Here is a 23629-nt window from a genome sequence, read left to right as displayed (position 1 = left end):
GATCAACCTGACTTTTTGCTGTCAGTGTATTTGCCGCCTTGCAAAGGCGATGTCTTTGTTTTCAGCCTTGGAATTTCGCATCACCGAGACGCGCTGGTTTTTAAAGCCCAACAAGCGACGTTGCCAGCGTCTTTCCTGCGTGAGATTGACCGACTCATCGAGGCCCCAAATGCGCTGAATCATGAACTTGCTGGCGGCCACCGAGTCGGGCGAACGTTGCAGAATCTCTTGCAACAAAGCGTCGGTTTTGCTTTCAGGATTGTCGCACACGTGACTGACCAGGCCCAGTTGGCCCGCGTCAGCTGCAGGCAGAATACGTCCCGTCATGGTCAACTCCTTGGCCACATCCACGGGCACCAACTCATGCAGCAGGGCAGCGCCACCCATGTCAGGCACCAAACCCCACTTGGCCTCCAGAATGGACAGTTTGGCGTCCGAATGACAAACGCGAATGTCTGCACCCAAAGCCAACTGGATGCCGGCGCCAAAGCAGTTTCCGTGGATCTGGGCAATCACAGGCACCGCCAGCTGGCGCCAACCCGTACTCCAGGTTTGAAAAATGTTTCTAAAGGGCATCCACAAGTGGGCATACATCACTGCCGCCGTTTGGGGGTCTGACAAAACAGACTTAAAATCCAGACCGGCACAGAATGAACTTCCTTCACCGCGAATAATCACAGCGCGAAGGCGCTTCATGCCCTGCAACTTTTTTTGAACCTGGCGCATCTCTTTCAACATGAGCCAGTCCACCCCGTTGTGTTTGTCGGGCCTGTTCAGAACCACATGTGCCACCGTGTCTTCGTGACTGAATTGCAACGCGAGTCGTTTCATGCAAGCCCTTTGAATTGAAATTGTTTGTGAATCAAGTATAGATCAAGTAACTTCCATGCATCATGAACGCAATCTCTAAATATTTCATCCTGTTGGGCCTGTTGGCGATGCACGCATTGGCGTGGCCAATCACAGCGCACCACATCGTGTCTGGGCACGTCGACCAGGTTGTTGACGGAGACACCATTCACCTCACAGACCAGCACGGCATGAAGCGCAAGATCCGCCTGCAGGGCATTGACGCCCCTGAAACCCAACAAGCCTGGGGCAAGCAATCGACCAAGTGGCTTGAAAAACAGATTGGCGACCACGTGGTGGAAGTCGTGCTAAAGGGCAGGGACGGTTACGGCCGCGATCTCGGCGTTGTGTTGCTGAACGGCGAAGACTTGAATCTGAAAGCGGTTCGGGAAGGACAGGCCTGGTGGTACAAGCATTACGCCAAAGACCAGTCCCCCGAGGACCGAGAACTGTATGCACGCGCACAACGCGATGCCAAAATTCAATACAAGGGCCTTTGGAGCCAGAAGCGCCCCGAAGCCCCCTGGCAATGGCGAAAATCACATCACATCGGCAAAAACAACAAAGCAGCATCATGAACTCCACCATTTACCAAACTGACATAGCCCTGCGCTGGGGCGACATGGACGCCATCGGCCACGTCAACAACACCGTCTACTTCCGGTTTTTTGAGCAGGCCCGCGTGGAGTGGATGGCCACCGTACCCGAGGCCCGCCTGGACCCCGAGGTGTACGTCGTCATCGTGCACACAGAATGCACTTTTCTGTCTGAACTGAAAGCGCCCGGTGCCGTGACCGTTCGAATCAAGGCAGGCACCATCGGTCGCACCAGCCTGACCCAGCATTACGAACTGGTGCGCACCGATGCACCCGATGCGCTGGTCGCCACAGGCAGCGCCAAAATGGTGTGGGTCGACTCCCGCACCAAAAAGTCCACGCCCATCCCACTGCCTTATCTGGATCTGGTCACGGTCAACACCTGAATTCGAACGGTCGTTCGCTTTAGAAGGGGGTCTCAGGAAAACCCTATTGTTCACTTACGCGTTTATTGTTACATTGAACAATGTCACCTTTAGTGATGACGCAAAAATAGAACGAGGAGTCAATCCATGAAAAACGTAATGCCAGTCCGCCGCGACGTCCGTTTGAACCTGCCCGAGGAGCGTGCCACCAATTGGCATGAAGCAGGCCCCCACGTGACGCACTTCCTGAACGCCCTGTCGCTGTTCTTCCCCGCCGGAGAACGCTTCTTCATGGACGCTGTTCGTGCCTATCGCGACGACATCAAAGATCCCGAACTGAAAAAGGCAGTGGTTGCGTTCATTGGCCAGGAAGCCATGCACAGCCGCGAGCACGCGGAGTACAACGAATTGCTGGACCGCGCCGGCCTGCCCGCCAGCAAACTGGACGCTTGGCTGTGGAGCTTTCTCGGATTCCTGAAAAAGCGCCTGGGCAAAAAACTGAATCTGGCCGCCACTGTGGCGCTGGAGCACTACACGGCCTTGATGGCCGACTCACTGCTGGGCAACAAAGACGTGCTGGGTAAAAACTCGGTGCAAGCCTACAAGGAAATGTGGTTCTGGCACGCCTATGAAGAGACCGAACACAAGGCCGTCAGCTACGACGTGTGGAATGAAGTGCTGCCAGACACCGCCTGGAACCGCTTTTTGCGTCGCCTGGCCATGGTGCTGGCCACTGTGATCTTCTGGCCTTTGGTGATGACCTTCCACGTGCGCCTGGTGCTGGCTGACAAAAACACCAAGGGCAGGCACCTTCAGGGATTCTGGACAGTCACCAAATTGCTGTGGCAGAAGGGCGGCGTGCTGCGCAAGCCACTCAGCAACGGCGAATTTCTGGACTTTTTCTCCAAAAAGTTTCACCCCTGGCAGCACGACAACAGCCACTACCTGCGTGAAATCGACAACTTTGTGGCGCAGGTTGAACAGGCCGGTCGCAAGCCCAACGACGAAATTGCAAATGCAATTCGCGCCCGCATGAACAGTCAGCTGAAGCAAAACGCCGCTGCAGCCTGATCAAATCGACAACCCGCCGGTTCAATCCACCGATTGACTGGCGGGTTTTTTCTGTGGGTTCAACACCCAATAAATACCCCCCAGTGTCAGCACCATAGACACAATCAATCGCACACCCAAAGCCTCACCCAACATCAGGGTACCCGCCAGGGTTGCCAACACCGGCACGGCCAGTTGCACAGTGGCAGCCGACGTGGCTGGCAGGGCTGGCAATACGCGGTACCACAGTGCATAACCCATGCCGCTGGCCAGGGCCCCCGACGCCACTGCCAACAACAGCCCGCCCCAAGTCGGCATCGGCCACACCACTTTTTGAAACACGTTGCCCTGCAGCGCAGTGACACCGGGAATGTGCACGCCCCTGCCTGCCAAAAAATACAACACCGCCCACACCAACAACATCAACACACCACCCCTGCAGAAATTGCCTACCGTGTCGGCCAAAGGCGATTTGGAACCCCGCCCAAGCAAGGAATAAGCACCCCACGCAGCACCCGACAAAGCCATGCTGAGTGCCGCCAGCAGTGAGTCTGGCGCCTGAAGCTTGGGCCACAACAGAACCAGTAAACCGACGACGGCCAGCAAAGCCCCCAAAAGCCGCAAGCCCTTCAGCACATCGCCCTTCATGGCGGCATAGCCCATCATGGTCAATTGCACCAGTCCGAACAGCACCAAGGCCCCAGTGCCGGTCGCGAGGTGAACGTAAGCCAGTGAAAAAAACACCGCATACGCCAGCAGGGCCAAAGCCCCAGCCCAACTGCCCGAAATCCGCCCCAAACCCTGCATCCGCAGCAACACGACCAGCGCCACCGCACCGCTGAGCAAGCGCACCAGCGTGTAAGTCAAAGGGTCGATCTGAGCACTGCCCAACGCGGCTCGCCCCAAAAAAGAATTGGCGGCAAACGCACACAGCGTGATGCCCGTCAGAATTAGTGGATTGACTTCAAACTTTTTCATTCGCCCAAGCTACCATGCACACACAATCAAAATTCAACGGGAGACCGAACACCATGACCAATCTGCTTCGCAGCCCCCTCACACTGCCCTGCGGTGCCACCCTGCCCAACCGCCTTGTCAAGGCGGCCATGAGCGAAGCCCTTGGCACGCGGGACAACCGAATCACCCCCGGATTGGTTCAAGTGTACAGGCGATGGGCCGCAGGTGGCATCGGCATGAACATCACCGGCAACGTCATGATCGACCACCGCGCCCGCGCAGAGCCTGGCAACGTGGTGGTTGAAGACGACCGCGACATGGCCATGCTGCGGGAATGGGCCAAGGCCGGCCAGATCAACGGCAGCAAAATCTGGGTGCAATTGAACCACCCCGGCAAGCAGTGCCCCAAAGGCATGAACAAGGAAACGGTGTCCCCCTCGGCCATCCCATTTCGCAAAGACCTGCAAATGATGTTCGGCACCCCACGGGCACTGACTGAAACCGAAATCCTCGACCTCATACAACGCTGGGGCAAAGCCGCCAAGGTGTTCAAGGACGCTGGTTTTGACGGCGTACAGATTCACGGCGCCCACGGCTACCTGATCAGCCAGTTTTTGTCGCCACACCACAACCAGCGCACCGATCAATGGGGCGGCAGCGCTGAAAACCGCCGTCATTTCGTATTGGCCGTCTACGACGAAGTGCGCAAGCAAGTCGGCCCCGACTTTCCCGTGGGCATCAAGTTGAACTCCGCTGATTTCCAGAAAGGGGGCTTCAGCGAGGAAGAGTCACTGGCCGTGATTCAGGCCTTGTCAGACCGCGGCATCGACCTGATCGAAGTGTCTGGTGGCACCTACGAAGCCCCAGCCATGACAGGCGCCACCCAGCCCGTGAAAGAAAGCACTGCCAAGCGCGAGGCCTACTTTCTGGATTTCACCGAAAAAGTGCGTGCACAGTGCAAAGTGCCGTTGATGCTGACCGGCGGTTTCCGCACAGTGGGCGGCATGAAGGAAGCCTTGAACACAGGCGCGGTGGATCTGATTGGACTGGCCAGGTCCATCGCCATTGAACCGGAACTGCCCAACCGTTTGCTGAACGAACAAGAGGCGCTTTACCCCGTCAAGCCACTGACCACCGGCATCAAAGCGGTGGACCAAACCGGCTTGCTGGAAATTCAGTGGTACACCCGGCAAATCAAGCGCATGGCCAAGGGCAAAAACCCGGTGCCCAACGAGCACCCGCTTGCCGTGTTGTTCTTCTATCTGATTGAAAGCAGCTGGGGCCTGTTCAGATCGCGCAAAATGCGCGCCTGATCAATCGGCATAACCGGGCGAGAGCCGGTCCAGTCTGCGCAACAATGCAGGCCAGGCCAGGTTTCCGCCCAAACCTCGGGTTACCTGCGCAGCCGCCTGTGCAATGCCATCCACAATGACCTTCGGCACCTGCACCAGCGGCGTGCCTCCGGCTTGTGCTGCAATCTGGATTTCACAGGCACGCTGCAGCAGGAACAGATTCAAAAAGGCGTTGGCCACGGTGTCGCCGCAGCTCAGCAGCCCGTGGTTTCGCAGAATCATGACATTGGCCTGCCCCAAATCGGCCTGCAGACGGACCTTCTCATCCTCACGCAGCGCAACACCCTCATAGTCGTGATAAGCCAGATTGGCCAGCGGGAACAGCGACTGCTGCGACAAGGGCAACAAACCTGAAGCCTGTGCCGACACCGCCACGCCGGCCACAGTGTGGGTGTGCATCACGCAGTGTGCGTCATGCCGCACCGCGTGAATGGCGCTGTGAATCGTAAAGCCAGCCGGATTGACCTCATGGGGGCTGTCCATCACCTTGCGGCAATCCATGTCCACTTTCACCAGACTGGACGCGGTGATCTCATCAAACATCCAGCCATACGGGTTGATCAGAAAATGGCCCTCTTCACCTGGAACACGGGCCGACAGGTGCGTGAAAATGAGATCGTCCCAGCCGTAAAGCGCCACCAACCGGTACGCGGCTGCAAGATCCACCCGCATCTGCCACTCTGCTGCACTCACCTTGTCAGCCCTCGCCATGTTCGTCCCTCCCGATTATTGCGCGTACGTTTTTTCAAGGTAAGCCAAAATGTCCCTGGATTCAAACAGACCTTTGCCCGTATTGGGGTCTTCCAGATAAGGCACCATCATCTTGTGGTGGGCATTGAGAAAACGCTCGCGCTTGCCGCCAGCCACTGGCGCGTACGGCCCCACACTGGCGTGAATGCCATTGACCCCTGCATCGGCCCACTGCTCTTTGCCCAAACTCACCGAGGTGTAGGGAATTTCAAGCTCGCACAAGCGCTCACGCACGGGTCGCGTGAAAGGAGAGGCCTCAAAACCGTACAGAATCAAAGGCTTTTCAGGCTGACGTGATGCACGCGCAGAAAACCCGTCTGCACCGCCCACCGCCGTGTTCAAATAGCTGCCCAGCAATTGCAGATTGCGCAAACGATGGCGGGCAGGCACCGGCCTTTTGGCGTATGTTGCATACAAATACTGCACAATGCGGTCCGATTCATACAGCTGGGCACCCGTGTTTTCATCGACCAAGAAGGGAAACTGTGCCTTGCCACCCAGCGCTTTCGCCTCAGGCCGAAACCGTTTGCCACCCTTGGGGCAGGGGCGAATGTTCACATCCAGCCCCAACTCGGTCAACACCTCGCGCACCAGTCGGCAATAAGGACAAGCCTCAAATTCGTACAACACGATCGGACTGGGCGGCTGCCCCACTTGCTGCAAGGCAACCATTCCCTGCCAGCCCCGAACGGTGGACGCTGCCGTACCCCGTGCCACCTTTAACCAATGCCGCCAAATCGACGTTTCACTGCGCTGTTTCATTCAATGTCCTTCCAAGGGGGCTTTTGCCCCGTGCAGGGCGCTCAACACCGCTGCAGTAAATATCAACAAACCACCCATGCCCACCTGCAGGGTTAGTCGCTCATCAGTCAGTGCGATGGCCGACAAGGTGGCAAACACCACCTCGGACAGCATCACCACGGCCGTCACATTGGCTGGCAATCGGGATGCACCGTATTGCAGCCCGTAATTGGCCAACAGCAACAGCACCGAGAACACCAGCAACACAGCAACACCCCACGCACCAGGCCAGTGTGGATAACCCACCACCACATTGCCGCTGCCAAGGCTGAGGGTCAACAAAAAAGCCACGGCTGCAGGCGCCACAATGCCACCCACAAACATGCCAAAAAGCCGACCTTGTGCCGATCTGGCTTCCTGATGCTTCAACATGACATTGTTCAAGGCAAAAGCAGCGCCACCCATCAGACCCAACCATTCAGCAAGACCAGAGGGCACCGGCATGCCGAGGTGACCAGGTGGACTCAGGATCAACACCGCACCTGCGAGGGCAATGGCGACCCGCACCAGTGCAGCAGGCGATATCGGCTCTTTCAACACCACACGGGCGATCAGCACAGCCCACACCGGCATCAGATAAAACAAAAGAACAACCCGAATGACCTCACCAATGGCCACGCCCCAGTTGAAACCCACCATGGTCGAGCCTGCCGCCAGCGACAGCACCCACAAAGCCGGGTGACGACGATATTCCGACCACAAGCCGGGTTGAACGCACAGCAGTACACTGGCACCCAACAAATAGGTCATCGAAGAAGCCCAAAGGGGGTGCAACCCGGCCTGCTGCATCTGGCGCAAAGGCCACCACGACATGCCCCACACCGCGGCATTCAAAAGGAGCGCCAGGTAGGGCCTGAAACCACGTTCAACCACAGTTCACAACCACCCTGCCTTGAATGGTGTTGGCCAGCAACTCACGTGCGGTGTCCAATGCCTGTGCCAGAGGCACCTCCTGAATCATCCAGTTCACATCGTGTTCACCAAAACAGGCGGCCAACATGGCCCAGGCACGGTCGCGATCTTCATGCGTGCGATACACGCAATTGATGCCTCGAAGCGTAATTCCCCTCAGAATGAAAGGGGCCACTGAAGACTGAAAATCCATGCCTTGCGCCAGGCCGCAGGCTGCAACCATCCCACCATATCGGGTTTGCGCACAGGCGTTGGCCAGCGTGTGGCTACCGACGCTGTCCACCACCGCGGCGAAGTGCTCTTTTTGCAAAGGCTTGCCGGGGCGGCTGAACGAATCCCGGTGAATCAGGTGCGTAGACTCCAAGCCCAGCGACTCAAAATGCGCCGCTGCACCAGGGCTTGAGGGCTCACCTGTTGCATCCAAAGAACCTGTCAACCCCACCACCTCATAACCCATGGATTTCAGCAACATGCATGACACCGTACCAACTCCACCGGTCACCCCGGTGACCAGCACTGGGCCATCCTCAGGTTTCACGCCATGATCCAGCACGGCCATCACACACAGGGCGGCGGTGTAACCGGCAGTACCCAGGCTGGCAGCCCATCGTGCGCTGCGGCCTTCCGGAACGGCAGAAAGCCAGTGCGCGGGTACACCCAACCACCCCGACAAGCCACCCCAGTGCGTTTCACCAAGCCCCCAATCATTCACTTGGCACAGGGTACCCACCGGCCAGCGCGCATCCGCGCTGCGATGCACCACACCCACAGCATCAATACCGTGCACCATGGGGTAGGTTCGCGCGATCGGGGCCGAGTGGGTCAGTGCCAGAGCGTCTTTGTAATTCAGGCAGCTGTATTGAACACGAATCAGCACCTCTTCCGAGTCAAATTCAACAGCTTCAACGTCGCACAGGCTTGCTTCCTGTTGATCGGCTTGCTCAGACTTCCAGGCTTTCAAGTGTTTGTCTCCATTCGATTTGCCCTAATGATCGCACAAAGCGACGCAAACAATTGCAGTCGGTCGCGCTGTTCAATACACTTGCACATTACACAACGTCATTGCCGCATTCCCGTGAAAAAGCCCACCGCCAAAAGTCTCATTCTCGACCTCTTGCTCGCCTCCAAGGGCCGCCCCATTTCAGCCAAGCAGGCCATTACCGCCTGCGGCATCTTCGACATCAGTGTCAACAACACCCGTGTCGCCTTGGTGCGCCTGTCGGCGGAAGGTCTGATCGAGGCCGCCGGGCGCGCCCTGTATCAACTGACGGAAGACGCCCACACGCTGGCCGACCACGTGGCTTCATGGCGATCCAGATCATTGGCGATTCGCCCATGGACTGGCGGTTACATCATGGTGCAGGCTGACAAATTGCCCCGCAATGAGGCCAAACAGCAGCGCACCCGCGACAGGGCCTTGTTGATGCGGGGGTTTCGCCCTCTGAATGAGCAGCTGTACATTCGCCCGGACAACATCGAAACCTGTGTGGCCGACGTTCGGGAAAGCCTGTACCGGTTGGGCCTTGAAAAAACTGCGCCGGTGTTTTTTGCCAGCGAATTCGACAGTGAACTGGAGAGCCGAATCAAAGGGCTCTGGAACATCACCGAAATTGAACGCAATTACGCGCACTTCCAGAAAAAAATGTCCTCATGGATTCAAAGGCACCACGAGCTGGAACCTGAAGTGGCTGCCCGTGAATCGTTTCTGCTGGGTGGCGCAGCGATCAAACACGTGCTCTACGACCCCCTGTTGCCAGAGCAATGGACAGACACGCGGGCGCGCGCTGAATTCCTGAACGTTGTGCAGGAACTCGACCAGACTGGCCAGGACATCTGGCTGAAATACTGGGAATCTTTGGACCTGAAAACTGCCAGTGTGGAGGCACTAGAGTAAATACTCATCCATCGCGGGTGCGGGCGGTGTATAAACTGCCAATCAACACCCATTTCCCTTGCAGCAGAAACAACCGTGAACAAACTCATCCGCTCCGCGCTTCACAAAGGCTTGCAAATCAACGAATTGATTGCAAGCACCGCCGTCAACGCCTCTGACTGGCTGTTCAGAAAGGACATTCTGATTCAGTCCGGAAAAACCGAGTACGAGGTGATCGCCGAAGAATCGCCGATGCGGGTGCGCTATTACCCGCCCCAGGAACACGAACCGACCGCAAGTCTGGCTGAGGGCGACGAAGAAACACGGCCGGTGCAGCAGCACAGCATTCCGCTGGTGCTCGTTCCACCCCTTGGCGTCACCACAGAAACCTTTGATTTGATGCCCAACCGAAGCCTTGTCAAATACTACCGGGACGCGGGTTATCGGGTCTATATGGTGGATTGGGGAACGCCAACCCGCGAACAGGCCCACCTCGGCTTGAACGACTATTGCAACCTCATGATGGGCAAGGCCCTGCAAGCTGTTCGGGCCCACAGCGGAACAGAACAAGTCACGCTGTACGGTTGGTGCATGGGTGGTTTGCTGTGCCTGTTGTACACAGGTCTGGGTGAAGACAAACACATTCAAAACATTGTGACCGTGGCCAGCCCGATCGACCTTCGCGATGGCAAGAATGTGATGGCACTGGGTGCCACCGCCTTGAACGTGACTGCACGCTTCATTCGCAAATACAGTGAATTTCGCCTGGATCAAATCAACCCCAGCCGGTTGGGGTTGCCGGGCTGGATGGTCAGCCTGGGGTTCAAATTAACAGCCCCAGTGGCCAGCGTGACCACGTATTGGGACCTGATCACCGGCCTGACAGACCGGGAGTTCATCGAGCAACACACAACCACGGCCGATTATTTGAACAACATGCGCCTGTACCCCGGTGGTGTCGTTCGCGACTTCATGGTGCGTTTTGCCATCGACAACCACATGGCCAGGGGCAAAGTGAAATTGGGCGAATCCGTGTCCCAATTGCAAAACATCAAGGCCTCCTTGCTGGTTTTTGCCGGGGAAACAGACCACCTTGTACCAGCCAGTATGGCCAAACGCAGTCTTGAACTGGTGTCGTCGACCGACAAAACCTTTCTGCGGGCACCGGGCGGACACATGGGGGTTATTTTGGGCAGCCGCGCAAAAAGCAATGTCTGGCAAATTGCTGACGATTGGCTACAAACCCGATCTGCGTTGAAAACAGGCAAAAAGCCCAAATCAGAAAAGGCCGCCTGAATAAAAAAAGCCGCTCACTTGAGCGGCTTTTTCAATGAAGCACCCAAGGGTGCTTCATCAATGGACCCCAATTACTTGCTGGCCACTACTTTGCCGTCGGCAGCTTTGATGCCTTTCCACTCTTTCTCGATCAACTTGACTGTTGCATCGGGCAGAGGAACATACTCAAGCTTCAACGCGATGTCGTCGCCGTGGGCATAAGACCAGTTGAAAAACTTCAGAACGTCTGAACCACGGGCTGGCTTGTCCTGCACCTTGTGCATCAGCACAAATGTAGCGCCAGTGATGGGCCATGCTTTCTTGCCTGGCTCGTTGGTCAGGATTTCATAGAATTCCTTGCTCCAGTCGGCACCGGCAGCAGCAGCCTGGAAGGCTTCGGCTGAAGGCTCAACAAACGCGCCGTCTTTGTTTTCCAGCTGTGTGTAGGTCAGGCCGTTTTGCTTGGCGTAAGCGTACTCAACGTAACCGATTGAACCTGGCAGACGCTGAACAAACGCAGACACGCCTTCGTTGCCCTTGCCACCCAGACCCACTGGCCACTTCACTGCAGTACCCATGCCCACTGTATCGGCCCAGTCTTTGCTGACTTTGGACAGGTAGTTGGTGAAGATGAAAGTGGTGCCTGAACCGTCAGCACGACGAATCGCGCCGATGTCTTGGTCTGGCAGGTTAACGCCGGGGTTCAGGGCAGCAATTTCCTTGTCGTTCCACTTGGTGATTTTGCCCATGTAAATCTTGGCCAGCAGGTCACCATTCAGCTTCATTTGACCTGGCTTCACGCCGGGCAGGTTCACCACAGGCACCACACCGCCAACCACGGTTGGGAACTGCACCAAACCTTTCTCTTTCAACTCTTCGGGCTTCAGGGGCATGTCGCTGGCACCGAAGTCCACTGTTTTGGCCAGAATCTGCTTGATGCCAGCGCCGGAACCGATGGATTGGTAGTTCAACTGTGTACCAGCCACTTTGGAGTAAGCGTCAGCCCACTTGGTGTAGATGGGGGCAGCAAAAGAAGAGCCAGCACCAGTTACTTCAGACGCATTGGCAGTTGCTGCTGACAGAGCGATTGCGCTCAATGACAGGGCAGCCACGATGGTTTTTACGTTAAACATTGTTCACCTCACTGATTAAAGTGACCGTATATTGCAACAGCAATGTTTCAGAATCATGACAGAAATATTTTTTGTCAGTGACATTCAGAAATCAACCAAAGCGGCCTGTGATGTAGTTTTCTGTTTCCTGCTTCTTGGGCTTCAGGAAGATCTGGTCGGTGATGCCAAACTCCACCAGCTCACCCAAGTACATGTAAGCCGTGTAATCCGACACACGCGCAGCCTGCTGCATGTTGTGGGTCACAATGACCACGGTGTAGTCCGATTTCAGCTCTGCAATCAATTCTTCAATGCTGGCGGTGGAAATTGGGTCCAGCGCAGAACAAGGCTCATCGAGCAACAGCACTTCAGGACGAATGGCAATACCGCGGGCGATGCAAAGCCTTTGCTGCTGGCCCCCGGAAAGGCCGCTTCCACTCTTGTGAATTTTGTCCTTCACTTCATTCCAGAGGGCGGCTTTGGTCAGTGCCCACTCCACCCGCTCTTCCATTTCGCCTTTGGACAGTTTTTCAAACAGGCGGACACCGAATGCAATGTTTTCAAAAATCGACATTGGAAAGGGCGTGGGCTTCTGAAACACCATGCCGATTTTTGAGCGAATCAGTGCGATGTCCTGTTTGGTGGTGATCAAATTCTCACCATCCAGCAAGATCTCACCTTCAGCACGTTGCTCGGGGTACAGCGAGTACATTTTGTTAAAGGTGCGCAGCAGCGTGGACTTGCCACAGCCGGAAGGTCCAATGAACGCAGTGACCTTTTTCTCGGGCACGCGCAGATTGATGGATTTCAGCGCATGAAAATCCCCGTAGTAGAAGTTGAGGTTGTTCACCTCCAACTTCACCTTTTCTGGCATGTCATTCATGTTCATAAACCAATAACCTTTGTAATTACTTAGAATTTTTCAACAGGGACCGAGCCAACACATTCAGGCCAAGCACACCCATGGTGATGATGAATACGCCCGCCCAAGCCAGCTCCTGCCATTCCTTGAAAGGACTAAGGGCAAAGTTGTAAATCACCACCGGCAAACTGGCCATCGGCTTCATCATGTTGCTGTTCATGAACTGATTGGACAAAGCCGTGAACAACAATGGCGCCGTTTCACCAGCAATTCGGGCAATCGACAACAACACACCCGTCAAAATACCGGCGATTGAAGCCTTGAAGGTGATGGCGGCGACCATTTTCCACTTGGGTGTGCCCAGTGCAAAGGCGGCTTCACGCAGCGCATCGGGCACCAGCTTCAGCATGTTCTCGGTGGTGCGGATCACAATCGGCAATTGCAGCAAGGCCAGGGCGACAACACCAGCCCAGGCAGAAAAGTGCCCCATTTTGGCCACCATGACCGCGTAGACAAACAGGCCAATCACAATCGATGGCGCTGACAACAAAATGTCGTTGATGAAGCGAACAAGGCCAGCCAATTTACTGCCCTTGCGGGACTCCGCCAGAAAAATACCAGCCAGTACCCCCAATGGTGTACCGACCAGGGTGGCAAAGCCCACCATCATCAAGGAACCGACAATGGCGTTCGACAGACCACCCCCGGCAGTACCTGGCGGCGGCGTGGTGTGCACAAACAAATTCAAAGACAGACCACCCACACCCAGACGGAAGGTAGTCCACAAAATCCAGATCAACCAGAACAGACCGAAAGCCATGGCAAGCATGGACAGGGTCAGCGCCAACGCATTGACTGCCTTGCGCTTGGCCTGCATCTTTTCCTTGTCAGTCTTTGAGCGCTCGATGGTTTGGATGTCAGCGGTACTCGGCGAATTGGGCGGCATAACAGGCGTACTCATGTTCAGCGTCCGTTTTGTGAAAGGCGATTCAACAGCAGCTTTGAGGCCACCAACACAAAGAAAGTAATCACAAACAGGATCAGCCCCAACTCCATCAAGGCCGAAGTGTGCAAGCCGGGCTGTGCCTCGGCAAACTCGTTCGCCAACGCGGAAGTAATGCTGTTGCCCGGTGAAAACAGGGAAATGTCATTCAGATAGTTGGTGTTGCCGATCACAAAGGTGACGGCCATGGTTTCACCGAGGGCACGCCCTAGCCCAAGCATCACGCCACCAATTACACCGACTTTGGTGTGGGGAAGAATAATTTTCCAGATCACCTCCCAGGTGGTGCAGCCCATGCCATAACCTGCCTCTTTGAGCATCACGGGGGTGACTTCAAACACATCGCGCATCACGGCAGCAATGTACGGAATGATCATGATCGCCAGAATAATGCCTGCGCACAGCAAACCAATGCCGATCGCAGGGCCATGAAAGAGCGCACCGATCACGGGCAGCTTGCCAACGGTGCTGCCCAGCGGTCCTTCCACGTACTTGGCAAAAATGGGTGAAAACACAAGCAGACCCCACATGCCGTACACAATGGAAGGCACTGCAGCCAGCAACTCAATGGCTGTACCCAAGGGCCTGCGCAGCCAGGGCGGGGCCAGCTCGGTCAAAAAAAGCGCAATGCCGAAACTGACGGGTACGGCGATAATTAAGGCAATTAAGGAGCTGACCAGCGTGCCGTAAATGGGCACCAAGGCACCAAACTGTTCAGCGGGGGGGTCCCAATCTGCCGTGTACAGGAAACTGAAACCGAACTTGGAGATGGAATCCCAAGACGCGAAAATCAGGGAAACGATGATTCCGCCGAGCAACATCAGGGTCAGCAGCGCAGCCCCTGTGGTGACGATCCCGAACACGACATCGCCGTTTTTGCCGGGAGGCTTGATTTCAGATTGCTTGGACATGTTGTTTACCAGCCCTATACATGCAGGCTACGTTGCAATAGACACAGGCATCGGGACGCCTGAGAAAAGATCGCCTCAGGTTACCCAAGAATTGTGACAATGATATGACAAAAAAAAGACTTCCAGTTTACTGACCCGCAGTCGGGGCCTTCAACTTTCGATCCATGAACACCACAGGCGCGACCGACGGTGGCGCACTTCTGAATATTTCAGGGCGAATTTTACCCATCACATGCATCTCACAGGGCTTGCAATCAAATTTCAGCGTGTATTTTTGATCGCCGTTGACCAAAGTCATGGGCTCGGCCTTCACCTGCCCTTGCACACCCTTGACCCCTTTGGCCTGCTTGGGGCAAAGGTTGAATGAAAACCGCAGGCAATGCTTGGTGATCATGACAGGCACTTCGCCTTTTTCCTCGTGGGCCTCATAAGCCGCCTCGATCATTTCCACCCTGTGGCGCGCATAAAAGGCGCGGGCTTTGTGGTTGTAGACATTGGCCAGAAACGACAGAGACCTTTCAGGGTATTGCGCCAGCGGCTGCGCCTCGGGTTTGCGAAGACCCCGAACCCAGACCTCCTGACGCTTTTGCTCAAGCTGGGCGATGGCCTGGCGACGCAAGGTGTTGAGCACTGATGCGGGCACAAACCAGGGCGCAGACCACTCGACCTGAATGCCCAGGGACTCAAAACGGGTTTCACCCAGCTTTCCGAGTTGACGATGTGCAGCAGTCTCAGCCTGATCGGCCTGCTTGGCAGGCTCCGGGCTGCAGGCGACTGTTTCCACGGCGACCACACCATCCTCGTCGGTCAACTGAAGCGCCAAACCCTCAGGACGATTGTTGGGTGCCCATTCTTTCAGGGTCATCCACACGCCGATGCGGCGCTCGGCGCTTTTTTTGCTCAAGGCCATGTCCCAGGCGTGATCCCGATTGCGATGAATGGGCAAACCGGCTTTCAAGCCTGTGTAAGTTTCAATCGGGTCTTTGGGAAATAGTCGGTACAGCGAAGTTTGCTGGTCATCGGCCTGCGCGCCAATTGGCTCAGCCCTGTTCACCTGGACGCCAATCACTTCACGCTTGTGCATGAAGTTCAGTCCATCGGCATTGTGCAAAGGCTCGGATGCCTGAACATCGAACCAATTGGAACCCACTGCAGCCACGTGACCCACTGGCAGGCCAATGAACTTCGGTGAATCAAACGCACCAATGTCTATTTGGCGGCCATTGGCAAAGTAATCCGTGGCTCCACGGTGAAAATTGCGGTCGGGGTCGGGCCTGAAATAATGACGGGTGGTGCCGCTGGAGGCCCGGGTAAACTCCCCCCGGCGCTCGATGATGTCGTCAAGCAGCAAACGATAATGGGCCGTGATGTTCTTCACATAGGCCATGTCCTTGTAGCGCCCTTCGATCTTGAATGAGCGCACACCTGCATCAATCAGTGTTTCAAGATTGTTGCTCTGGTTGTTGTCTTTCATCGACAGCAGGTGTTTGTCAAAAGCCACCACCGCCCCATTTTGGTCTTTCAAGGTGTAAGGCAATCGGCAGGCTTGCGAGCAATCGCCACGGTTGGCACTTCGACCAGTTTCGGCGTGGCTGATGTAACACTGACCCGAAAAGGCCACGCACAGGGCGCCGTGGACAAAATATTCCAGCGTGGCGTCTGTGGCCTGGCGGATCTGCGCAATTTGCTCGACTGTCAGTTCTCGGGCCAGCACCAGCTGTGAAAACCCGCTTTGCCCCAAAAAACGCGCTTTTTCAAGCGTGCGAATGTCGCACTGAGTGCTGGCATGAAGCTCAATCGGCGGAATGTCGAGCTCAAGAATACCCATGTCTTGAATGATCAGGGCGTCCACCCCAGCCTCGTACAGCTGAACGATCAGCGCTTGAGCCAGCTCCAGCTCGGAATCGTGCAGGATGGTGTTGATGGTGACGAACACCCGTGCGTGAAACAGGTGGGCAAACCGCACCAAAGCCGCAATGTCACTGACGGAATTGCTTGCATTGTGACGGGCACCAAAAGTAGGGCCACCGATGTAAACCGCGTCGGCGCCATGCAAAATTGCCTCTTTGGCAATTTCAACATCGCGGGCAGGCGCCAGCAATTCAAGCTCGTGTGCAAGCAAACTCATGATTTTTTTCAGACTTTTCGCGACAGGGTGCCCATTATTTCAAAAAGGCAGACGGCTGAAAAGGAAAAATGCACCAGGCGGGCATTTTGGAGACAAGCCTTCGGATTTAAGAACTGGTTTTCACTGTTTCAACACCAAAAACAGCGCCAAAGGAATAAACACCAGGCTCATCAGGTTTCCGACCATCACCAAAGAGGCCACCCGGTGCGGCTCCACCTGATACTTTTCAGAAAACACATAATTCAGGACAGCGGGCGGCAAACTGCCAAACACGATCAACATGGCCTTGTGCTCTGGCGACAAGGGCAGCAGATAAGTTAAAGGCCACGCCAGCAACAAGCCAGACACGGCGCACACCACGCCCCCAATGACCCCAAGCCGAAAATCGGAAAAATCCGATTGCGTTAAACGCACCCCCAGGGAAAACAACAACAGTGGAATGGAAATGTCACCCGTCATCTTGATGGCATACAGCAAAGGCGGCCACACCTCCATTTGCAACACACTGAAGAGCAGCCCCACGATGGCGGCGAAGATGACAGGCTCGCGCCACAGACGAGTCACTTTGGCCTGTTTGTCCAAGGCCCACGTGCCCAAGGCGTAGTGCAAGGTGTTCTCTGCCATGAACAGCATCACAGCCGCCGGCAGTGCCTGCTCACCAAACGCAAGCACAGCAAGGGGCAAGCCCATGTTGCCGCTGTTGGTGAACATCATGGGAGGCACAAACACCTTGGGATCGATCCTTAACCAGCGCGCCACCGGGTAAGCCAGCAAACCAGAGCCCAAAACGATGACAACCGCACCCACCGCCAACATGCCGTAGGCGTGCAAATCAAACGATTTGCTGGCCATGGCACTGAACACCAAGGCAGGCACAAACACGTCCATGTTCAGCTGGTTGGCAAACCGCATGTCTGGGCGCTTGTACCGACCATACAGGTAGCCCAAAGCCACAATGGCAAAGATTGGAAAAATGATCGAGACGATTCGGGCGAACATGCGGGTCACACGACTTTGAAAGAGAGGCAGTCTAACGAATTACCGCACGGCGATCGACTCAGACAAGCCCGCTCCGTACACAATTCAACTCAAATATTTCTGCTGTTGAGCAAAAGGTGAAGCGCAGGGTGATCCATGCTTCTGGGGTGAACAAAGGCAAAGCAACGCTCCTCAACCCCTTGGGCCACCCCCAAACACCGAAGGCTGCCGCCCGTGGCAATGTCTTCCACATCGGCGGCAGGCAGCGCGAACAAGCCCATGCCCTGTCGGCCGAAAGTCTCCATCAGCGCGAGGTCATCAAACTCGCCAACCACACGCACCTCGACATTCAGATCTTCAAGCCATTGCTCCAGCCGCGCACGCAGCATGTTGTTGCGCGAGGGCATCAGGAAGGGTGCCTTGTTCAAACTGGCCGGAAAGCCACTGTCGTATTGATTGGCCAGGTTCGGGGTGGCGAAGACACGCACCGCGATGCTGGCCAACTCTTGATGATGCAACTGACTGGTGCCCTGCCCACCGGCCCGCTCGGCCAATACGAGATCAATGCGGTGCTGTGCCAACTCGGAGCTCAGCCATTCAAAACGCCCTTCCTGGCAGATCAGGCGAACCGGGCGCTCCATGTTCAGGATGGGTTGCAGCAAACGGTAGCAAACCGCTTTGGGCAACGCATCGGCAATGCCCACTGTCAGGCGCAGGGCATGGTCCAGGTCCGGATCCTGCAAACTGTCCTGCAATTGGTCACCCAATTGAAAAATCTGATCGGCGTAACGCAAGGCCACTCGCCCGGCCTCGGTTAAAGCCAAGCCCCGCCCCTGCGGGCGAAACAAGGCGCGCCCCAAAGACTGCTCAAGGTCTGAGATCTGGCTGCTTAAGGTCTGCGTGCGCAGGCCGAGCCGGTTGGCAGCGGCCGTCATGCTGCCCAACGTGGCCACCATCCAGAAATACCGCAGGTGATGAAAATTCAGATTGTCCAGCTTCATTGTTCGATTTACTTGAAAATAACTTCAATTTTATTACTGTTTATTCTGACATTCTAAACCACTACACTCCATAAGTCTGTTTTAACTTCTCATCGAGAGACCACGTCATGAAACGCATTTTTCTGTTTTTAGCCACCAACATTGCCATTATGGTGGTTTTGGGTATCACTGTGCATGTGCTGGGGTTGAACCAGTTCATGGCCGGCAATCAATTGAACCTGACCATGCTGCTGGGCTTTAGCGCTGTACTGGGCTTTGGCGGTTCGTTCATCAGCTTGCTGATGAGCAAAACCATTGCCAAATGGAGCACGGGCGCAAAGGTCATCGAGACACCCCGCAACAGTCAGGAACAGTGGCTGGTTCAAACCGTTGAAAGCTTGGCCAGACGGGCTGGAATACCTACACCGGAAGTGGCCATTTACGACGGGGAGCCCAACGCCTTTGCCACAGGCCCCAGCAAGTCCAATTCGCTGGTGGCGGTCAGCACCGGTTTGTTGAATTCCATGAGCCGCGAAGAAGCCGAAGCCGTGTTGGCCCATGAAGTGGCCCACGTGGCCAACGGCGACATGGTTACCCTGACTTTGATACAGGGTGTGGTCAACACATTCGTGTTTTTCATTGCCCGCGTCGTGGGCTTTGTGGTGGATCAAGCACTGCGCAAAGACGACGAGGAAAGCAGCGGTACTGGCATGGGCTATTTCATCACAGTGATCGTGATGGAAATCACCCTGGGCTTGTTGGCGTCCATTATCGTGATGTACTTCTCGCGCAAGCGTGAGTTTCGTGCTGATTCAGGTGCCGCCAAACTGATGGGCAGCCCACGCCCCATGGTGTCTGCCCTACAAAGGTTGGGGGGCCTGCAGGCTGGGGCATTGCCCTCACAAATGGCAGCATCTGGCATATCCGGCAAGGGCGGCATGATGGCCCTGTTCAGCAGCCACCCTCCGATCGAGGAGAGAATTGTTGCCCTCAGCCAGACCCGATAAGCGGATCAGTCTGGTCAATATTTGTAACCCACACTGACACTCAATGACTGCTGCCGCATGTCGATCGACTCCACAGGAGACCCGATGGGCAGCGGCAGTGCACTTGGGCCAGTCACTGTTTCCCGGGGTGCCAGCATGTAGTGTGCTGACAACTCCAGTTTTTTGCTCCAGTCATAGGTGGCACCCAGCGTGTAGTGCTTGCGTATCACCCCCGGGGCCAGAATGTTGAAGGTGACGTCACGGCTTGAAACCGGATTGTCGCCCACGTTAAAGCCGCCACGCAAGGTCAGCTTGTCGGTGGCTGCATATTCCGCACCAAATTTCAGGGTGTGTACGTCAGACCAGCCAAACCCTGGGCCATTGGTGGCCCCCAAGCAGGCCGAACCGGTGTAATTTTGCCGGGCGGTGCGACTGCTGTTGCCCACTGAGGGCACATCGCTGTAGTTCACCCGGTTGTAGTCCACGCCGAACAACCATTTCGGGGTCGCTTTCCAGGCGAACCCAACACCGTAATTGGCTGGAATGTCAAAGTCCCCTTGGTCCGCAAACAAGCCAGCATATTTCTTGAACTTGCTCATGTTGATGCGGGGTGAATACGCGGCGCCGACCGACAATCGGCCAAACGTGCCCAGGTAGCCCAGTCGATAGCCTATGCCCGTGCTTGAATCGTGATCGTTGTTGGTGACGTGTGCGGCGTCGCTGCTGTAACCCGCATCGCGAAACAGTTGCAGCCCTTCGGCCGCAAAGGTTTGGTAAACCAGCAGGGGCTCAAAACCCACCGCGTGATGATCATTGATTTTGTAGGCCAAGGCAGGGGCAACCACCAGTTGGGCCAAGTCGACGCCTGCAGGCCCTTTGCCACAAAATGGGTTGCCCGCGTAAATGCCAGCCAGCGGGTTGGCCGGCGACAAGCAGGATTTTGCACTGTCGCCCTGTTTGTAATCAGTGTTCAATCCGCCATTGCCGTAAATACTCAAGCCAAAAACCATGCGGTCATTCAGACGACGGCTGTAACCCACATCCGGAATGTTGAACTGGTTGCTGCTGCTGCGTTCCTCAAAGTTGTACAAACCACCCAGAGGTCCATTGGTTCGGCTTGCGCCACGCAGGGGCATAAAGGCGTCCACGCCCACATCCAGCCGGTTGTCCAGTTTCAGAAACAGAGCTGGGTTATTGGCCCCAGCCATGGCATCGTCAGGAATGGCCAGCGCGACGCCACCGCGCCCCTTGGCCTTGGTGCCGTACCCGTGGGAAAAATAGCCGTTTGTTGCCCAAGCGGATGGGCCCACCGCACACGTTGCAGCAAACCCCAAACCCAGCCCGATGCAACGCAAAATAGATAATTTCATGACGCGCCTTTTATTAACTGCTTGTAATTTAGGCGCAGGTGTACTGAAGGAGTTTATTTCCAACAATCACGAATAAGTCATGTTCTTATACCGAACTGTAATATCACGCAGTCTTGCGTTTCAAACGCCAGAGCGAGGTGATCTCACGCGCCCTTGCGGCGTGCAGTGGATCGCTTTCGTCAGTGGCTTTGGCGTGCGTGGGGCGACGATCCATTCGTTCAATCACGGACAGACCTCCCGCCTCAATCCAGCTGTTCAATTCGGGGCGGGTACGCAGTTGAAGATGCTCCGCGATGTCCGACAGAATCAACCAGGCTTCGCCATTGGGCAGCAGGCGATCAGCCACTCCCGCCAGAAACGCCCTTAACATCTGGCTGCCCTCGTCATACACCCCTTGCTCCACAGTGCTGACCGGTTTTGCAGGCACCCACGGTGGATTGCACACCACCAAGGCGGCTTGTCCCTCGGGAAACAGGGTGTCAGCACAAATTTGAACTTTGTCTTGAATGCCCAGCCGCTTCAGATTGTCTTTGGCACAGGCCAGCGCACGGGGCGCAGAATCGCTGGCAAAGACTTGTTCAACACCCCGCGCGACAAGAATGGCGGCTAAAACGCCAGTGCCGGTGCCCAAGTCAAACGCAACCGACTGCTCAGACAACGCTGCAGGCAGTGGCGCTTTGGCCACCATGTCCAGGTATTCGCCACGAACCGGCGAAAATACGCCGTAATGCGGATGAATGCGCCCTGTGCCCAACTGGGCCAGTGCAGGAATTTGTACACCCTTCTTTCGCCATTCATGCGCACCAATCAAACCCTGAAGGTCGCGCAGGGGGATCACACCCGGCAATGACACTGGCTGAAATCCGAAAGCCTCCACAATGGCTTGCTGACAATCCGGCGCACGGCGCAGAGGGATGCTGAAGTCGGGTTCAACGGGCACCAGCAAGCGCGACAAAATGTTGGCGCGCTGTGCCTGATTCATTCGATGCCGGTTGAAATCGAACGCATCGGCTGCAATCGGCTTTGCCTTGGCGGTCAATCGTCGCACCACGGCCTGCAACAATTGGCGTGCGTTTTGAAAATCACCCTGCCAAAGCAAGCTGGTGCCTTGGGAGGCCATACGAAATGCCTGATCCGCAGTGCAGGTGTCATCCACCGCTTGAATTCGCTGCGGGGACGGAGCCTGCTTTTCACTCAGCCACAGAAGCTCTTTTCCATCTTCCAATGAAATCGAGGGCAATACAAACAAAGGAGATGTGGTCAAAGACAGTTACCCGATAAATGCGGATTCAAAAAATCCGGGTTGGACAGCGTTCAGGGCAGGGCAGGCAGAACTGACCTAACCCTTCGTATTTTCCCGTAGTTTTGGTAACAATTGCACGTTCAAACTTGCAACACACCCTTTTCTCGGGGATATTTCAAAGTACCTATAAAACTCCAACGACAACCAACAAGGGGGAATGTGAAATGGTCTTTTCAAAAGCCAGGCGCGTCATCATGTGCGCAACTCTAGCCGGATTTGCAGTGGCTGCAATGCCCGCCAAGGCAGACTTCATCAATATTTTGACTGGGGGCACATCGGGCGTCTACTATCCAATCGGAGTCGCACTCTCCAAAATATACGCCGATGCCATGCCCGGTGTACGCACTCAGGTGCAATCCACCAAAGCGTCTGTTGAAAACCTGAACCTGCTGCAACAAGGCCGTGGCGAACTGGCCATCGCGCTGGGCGACTCTGTGAAGTCCGCAGTACAGGGTGACGAAGAGGCAGGCTTCAAGGAGCCATTGGACAAACTACGCGGCATTGCTGCGCTGTATCCCAACTATGTCCAGATTGTGGCGGCAAAGGGCTCCAACATCCACACCCTGGCTGACCTGAAAGGCAAGCGCGTGTCTGTTGGTGCGCCAAAGTCAGGCACAGAGCTGAATGCAAGGCGCATTTTTGAAGCGGCGGGCATGTCTTACAAAGATTTCGCCAAAACCGAATACCTGCCCTACGCCGAGTCCGTTGAATTGATGAAAAACCGCCAACTGGACGCAACTTTGCAATCTGCAGGTTTGGGTGTTGCTTCACTGAAAGACTTGTCATCGTCCATGGAAATTACCATGGTCGCCATTCCGGCTGATGTCATCAAAAAGCTGGGCCCACCCTATGTTGAAGGTGTGATTCCTGCCAACACCTACACAGGGCAAGACAAAGACGTTCCGACAGCAGCCATCGTCAACTTCCTGGTGTCCACGACCGCAGTGTCAGACGATGAAGCCTACAAAATGACGAAGTTGCTTTGGGAAAATCTGCCTGCGTTGCGCTCAGCACACAAAGCTGCAGATGCCATCAAATTTGAAAATGCAATCAAGGGAATGCCCGTTCCCCTGCACCCTGGTGCAGCAAAGTATTACAAAGAAAAAGGTCTGATGTAATAGCCTTTGCCCTGCGCAATTAGCGGGCCTTCTCCTCGCCTGGCTTCTTGCGCAGCTTCATTTTCAGAACCCTTTCTGGAGCCCCTCAAAGGGGCTTT

At 55.6% G+C, this 23629-nt stretch carries 23 protein-coding genes; 8 read left to right on the top strand and 15 right to left on the bottom strand.

Annotated features, from left to right (window positions below; all coding sequences use genetic code 11):
• Positions 1-21: 21 nt before the first annotated feature.
• Positions 22-831: a crotonase/enoyl-CoA hydratase family protein gene (locus QQJ87_RS02955; RefSeq protein ID WP_284279843.1), complete on the bottom strand. Its 810-nt coding sequence runs from the start codon at positions 829-831 to the stop codon at positions 22-24.
• 62 nt (positions 832-893) lie between these two features.
• On the opposite strand from QQJ87_RS02955, the gene QQJ87_RS02950 reads away from it, so the two are divergent.
• The 3 genes from QQJ87_RS02950 to QQJ87_RS02940 all read left to right on the top strand — a co-directional run bounded on the left by QQJ87_RS02950 (position 894) and on the right by QQJ87_RS02940 (position 2881).
• The gene (locus QQJ87_RS02950; protein WP_284279842.1) at positions 894-1427 is read left to right on the top strand and encodes a thermonuclease family protein; all 534 of its coding nucleotides are present in this window, start codon (positions 894-896) and stop codon (positions 1425-1427) included.
• The gene (locus tag QQJ87_RS02945) at positions 1424-1831 is read left to right on the top strand and encodes an acyl-CoA thioesterase (RefSeq protein ID WP_284279841.1); all 408 of its coding nucleotides are present in this window, start codon (positions 1424-1426) and stop codon (positions 1829-1831) included. Before QQJ87_RS02950 ends, QQJ87_RS02945 begins: the two co-directional genes overlap by 4 nt.
• A gap of 126 nt (positions 1832-1957) precedes the next feature.
• A complete protein-coding gene (locus QQJ87_RS02940; RefSeq protein ID WP_284279840.1) occupies positions 1958-2881 on the top strand; it encodes a metal-dependent hydrolase in 924 nt (307 codons plus the stop codon).
• 21 nt (positions 2882-2902) lie between these two features.
• Here the strand turns inward: QQJ87_RS02940 and QQJ87_RS02935 are convergent, their stop codons facing one another.
• On the bottom strand, positions 2903-3838 hold the full coding sequence (locus QQJ87_RS02935) for a DMT family transporter (RefSeq protein WP_284279839.1): 936 nt from the start codon (positions 3836-3838) through the stop codon (positions 2903-2905).
• A gap of 53 nt (positions 3839-3891) precedes the next feature.
• Here QQJ87_RS02935 and QQJ87_RS02930 point away from each other — a divergent pair, with 53 nt between their 5' ends.
• Entirely contained in the window at positions 3892-5130 is a 1239-nt protein-coding gene (locus tag QQJ87_RS02930) for an NADH:flavin oxidoreductase/NADH oxidase family protein (protein WP_284279838.1), read from the top strand.
• Here QQJ87_RS02930 and QQJ87_RS02925 read toward each other — a convergent pair whose 3' ends face one another.
• The 4 genes from QQJ87_RS02925 to QQJ87_RS02910 are packed head-to-tail and all read right to left on the bottom strand — an operon-like array spanning position 5131 to position 8593.
• On the bottom strand, positions 5131-5880 hold the full coding sequence (locus QQJ87_RS02925) for a class II aldolase/adducin family protein (protein WP_284279836.1): 750 nt from the start codon (positions 5878-5880) through the stop codon (positions 5131-5133).
• 15 nt (positions 5881-5895) lie between these two features.
• A complete protein-coding gene (locus QQJ87_RS02920; RefSeq protein ID WP_284279835.1) occupies positions 5896-6681 on the bottom strand; it encodes a glutathione S-transferase N-terminal domain-containing protein in 786 nt (261 codons plus the stop codon).
• Complete coding sequence (locus QQJ87_RS02915) at positions 6682-7593, bottom strand: DMT family transporter (protein ID WP_284279834.1); 912 nt, start codon at positions 7591-7593, stop codon at positions 6682-6684.
• The gene (locus tag QQJ87_RS02910) at positions 7586-8593 is read right to left on the bottom strand and encodes an acrylyl-CoA reductase family protein (RefSeq protein WP_284279833.1); all 1008 of its coding nucleotides are present in this window, start codon (positions 8591-8593) and stop codon (positions 7586-7588) included. The genes QQJ87_RS02915 and QQJ87_RS02910 overlap by 8 nt, the downstream gene beginning before the upstream one ends.
• Positions 8594-8707: 114 nt before the next feature.
• Between QQJ87_RS02910 and QQJ87_RS02905 the strand changes: the two genes are divergently transcribed.
• Both QQJ87_RS02905 and QQJ87_RS02900 read left to right on the top strand, forming a co-directional pair.
• A complete protein-coding gene (locus tag QQJ87_RS02905) occupies positions 8708-9526 on the top strand; it encodes a PaaX family transcriptional regulator C-terminal domain-containing protein (protein ID WP_284279832.1) in 819 nt (272 codons plus the stop codon).
• Positions 9527-9601: 75 nt separating this feature from the next.
• Complete coding sequence (locus QQJ87_RS02900) at positions 9602-10801, top strand: alpha/beta fold hydrolase (protein WP_284279831.1); 1200 nt, start codon at positions 9602-9604, stop codon at positions 10799-10801.
• Between the two features lie 71 nt (positions 10802-10872).
• Here the strand turns inward: QQJ87_RS02900 and pstS are convergent, their stop codons facing one another.
• The 7 genes from pstS to QQJ87_RS02865 all read right to left on the bottom strand — a co-directional run bounded on the left by pstS (position 10873) and on the right by QQJ87_RS02865 (position 18775).
• Positions 10873-11913 carry a phosphate ABC transporter substrate-binding protein PstS gene (gene pstS, locus QQJ87_RS02895; protein WP_284279830.1) on the bottom strand — a complete coding sequence of 347 codons (1041 nt, stop codon included), beginning with the start codon at positions 11911-11913 and terminating at the stop codon, positions 10873-10875.
• Between the two features lie 91 nt (positions 11914-12004).
• Positions 12005-12775, bottom strand: a complete 771-nt coding sequence (gene pstB / locus QQJ87_RS02890) for a phosphate ABC transporter ATP-binding protein PstB (protein WP_431310068.1) — start codon at positions 12773-12775, stop codon at positions 12005-12007.
• A 25-nt stretch (positions 12776-12800) separates the two neighbouring features.
• Complete coding sequence (pstA, locus tag QQJ87_RS02885; RefSeq protein ID WP_431310067.1) at positions 12801-13715, bottom strand: phosphate ABC transporter permease PstA; 915 nt, start codon at positions 13713-13715, stop codon at positions 12801-12803.
• A gap of 2 nt (positions 13716-13717) precedes the next feature.
• Positions 13718-14668: a phosphate ABC transporter permease PstC gene (gene pstC / locus QQJ87_RS02880; protein ID WP_284279826.1), complete on the bottom strand. Its 951-nt coding sequence runs from the start codon at positions 14666-14668 to the stop codon at positions 13718-13720.
• A 127-nt stretch (positions 14669-14795) separates the two neighbouring features.
• Complete coding sequence (locus QQJ87_RS02875) at positions 14796-16796, bottom strand: peptidase U32 family protein (RefSeq protein ID WP_284279825.1); 2001 nt, start codon at positions 16794-16796, stop codon at positions 14796-14798.
• 120 nt (positions 16797-16916) lie between these two features.
• Entirely contained in the window at positions 16917-17795 is an 879-nt protein-coding gene (locus tag QQJ87_RS02870) for an AEC family transporter (RefSeq protein ID WP_284279824.1), read from the bottom strand.
• A gap of 89 nt (positions 17796-17884) precedes the next feature.
• Positions 17885-18775, bottom strand: a complete 891-nt coding sequence (locus QQJ87_RS02865) for a LysR family transcriptional regulator (protein WP_284279823.1) — start codon at positions 18773-18775, stop codon at positions 17885-17887.
• Positions 18776-18882: 107 nt separating this feature from the next.
• Between QQJ87_RS02865 and htpX the strand changes: the two genes are divergently transcribed.
• Positions 18883-19761 carry a protease HtpX gene (htpX, locus tag QQJ87_RS02860; RefSeq protein ID WP_284279822.1) on the top strand — a complete coding sequence of 293 codons (879 nt, stop codon included), beginning with the start codon at positions 18883-18885 and terminating at the stop codon, positions 19759-19761.
• Positions 19762-19775: 14 nt separating this feature from the next.
• Here the strand turns inward: htpX and QQJ87_RS02855 are convergent, their stop codons facing one another.
• Positions 19776-21110, bottom strand: a complete 1335-nt coding sequence (locus QQJ87_RS02855; protein WP_284279821.1) for an OmpP1/FadL family transporter — start codon at positions 21108-21110, stop codon at positions 19776-19778.
• A gap of 103 nt (positions 21111-21213) precedes the next feature.
• Complete coding sequence (locus QQJ87_RS02850; protein ID WP_431310066.1) at positions 21214-22374, bottom strand: methyltransferase; 1161 nt, start codon at positions 22372-22374, stop codon at positions 21214-21216.
• Between the two features lie 233 nt (positions 22375-22607).
• On the opposite strand from QQJ87_RS02850, the gene QQJ87_RS02845 reads away from it, so the two are divergent.
• Positions 22608-23531, top strand: coding sequence for a TAXI family TRAP transporter solute-binding subunit (locus tag QQJ87_RS02845; protein ID WP_284279820.1), 924 nt, complete (start codon positions 22608-22610; stop codon positions 23529-23531).
• Positions 23532-23629 lie beyond the last annotated feature (98 nt).

The organism is Limnobacter litoralis (assembly GCF_030160455.1).
In the GTDB taxonomy this organism is placed as follows: Bacteria; Pseudomonadota; Gammaproteobacteria; order Burkholderiales; family Burkholderiaceae_B; genus Limnobacter; species Limnobacter litoralis.
The sequence above is the reverse complement of the archived record's forward strand: the minus strand, read 5'-3'. Positions and strand labels throughout refer to the sequence as shown.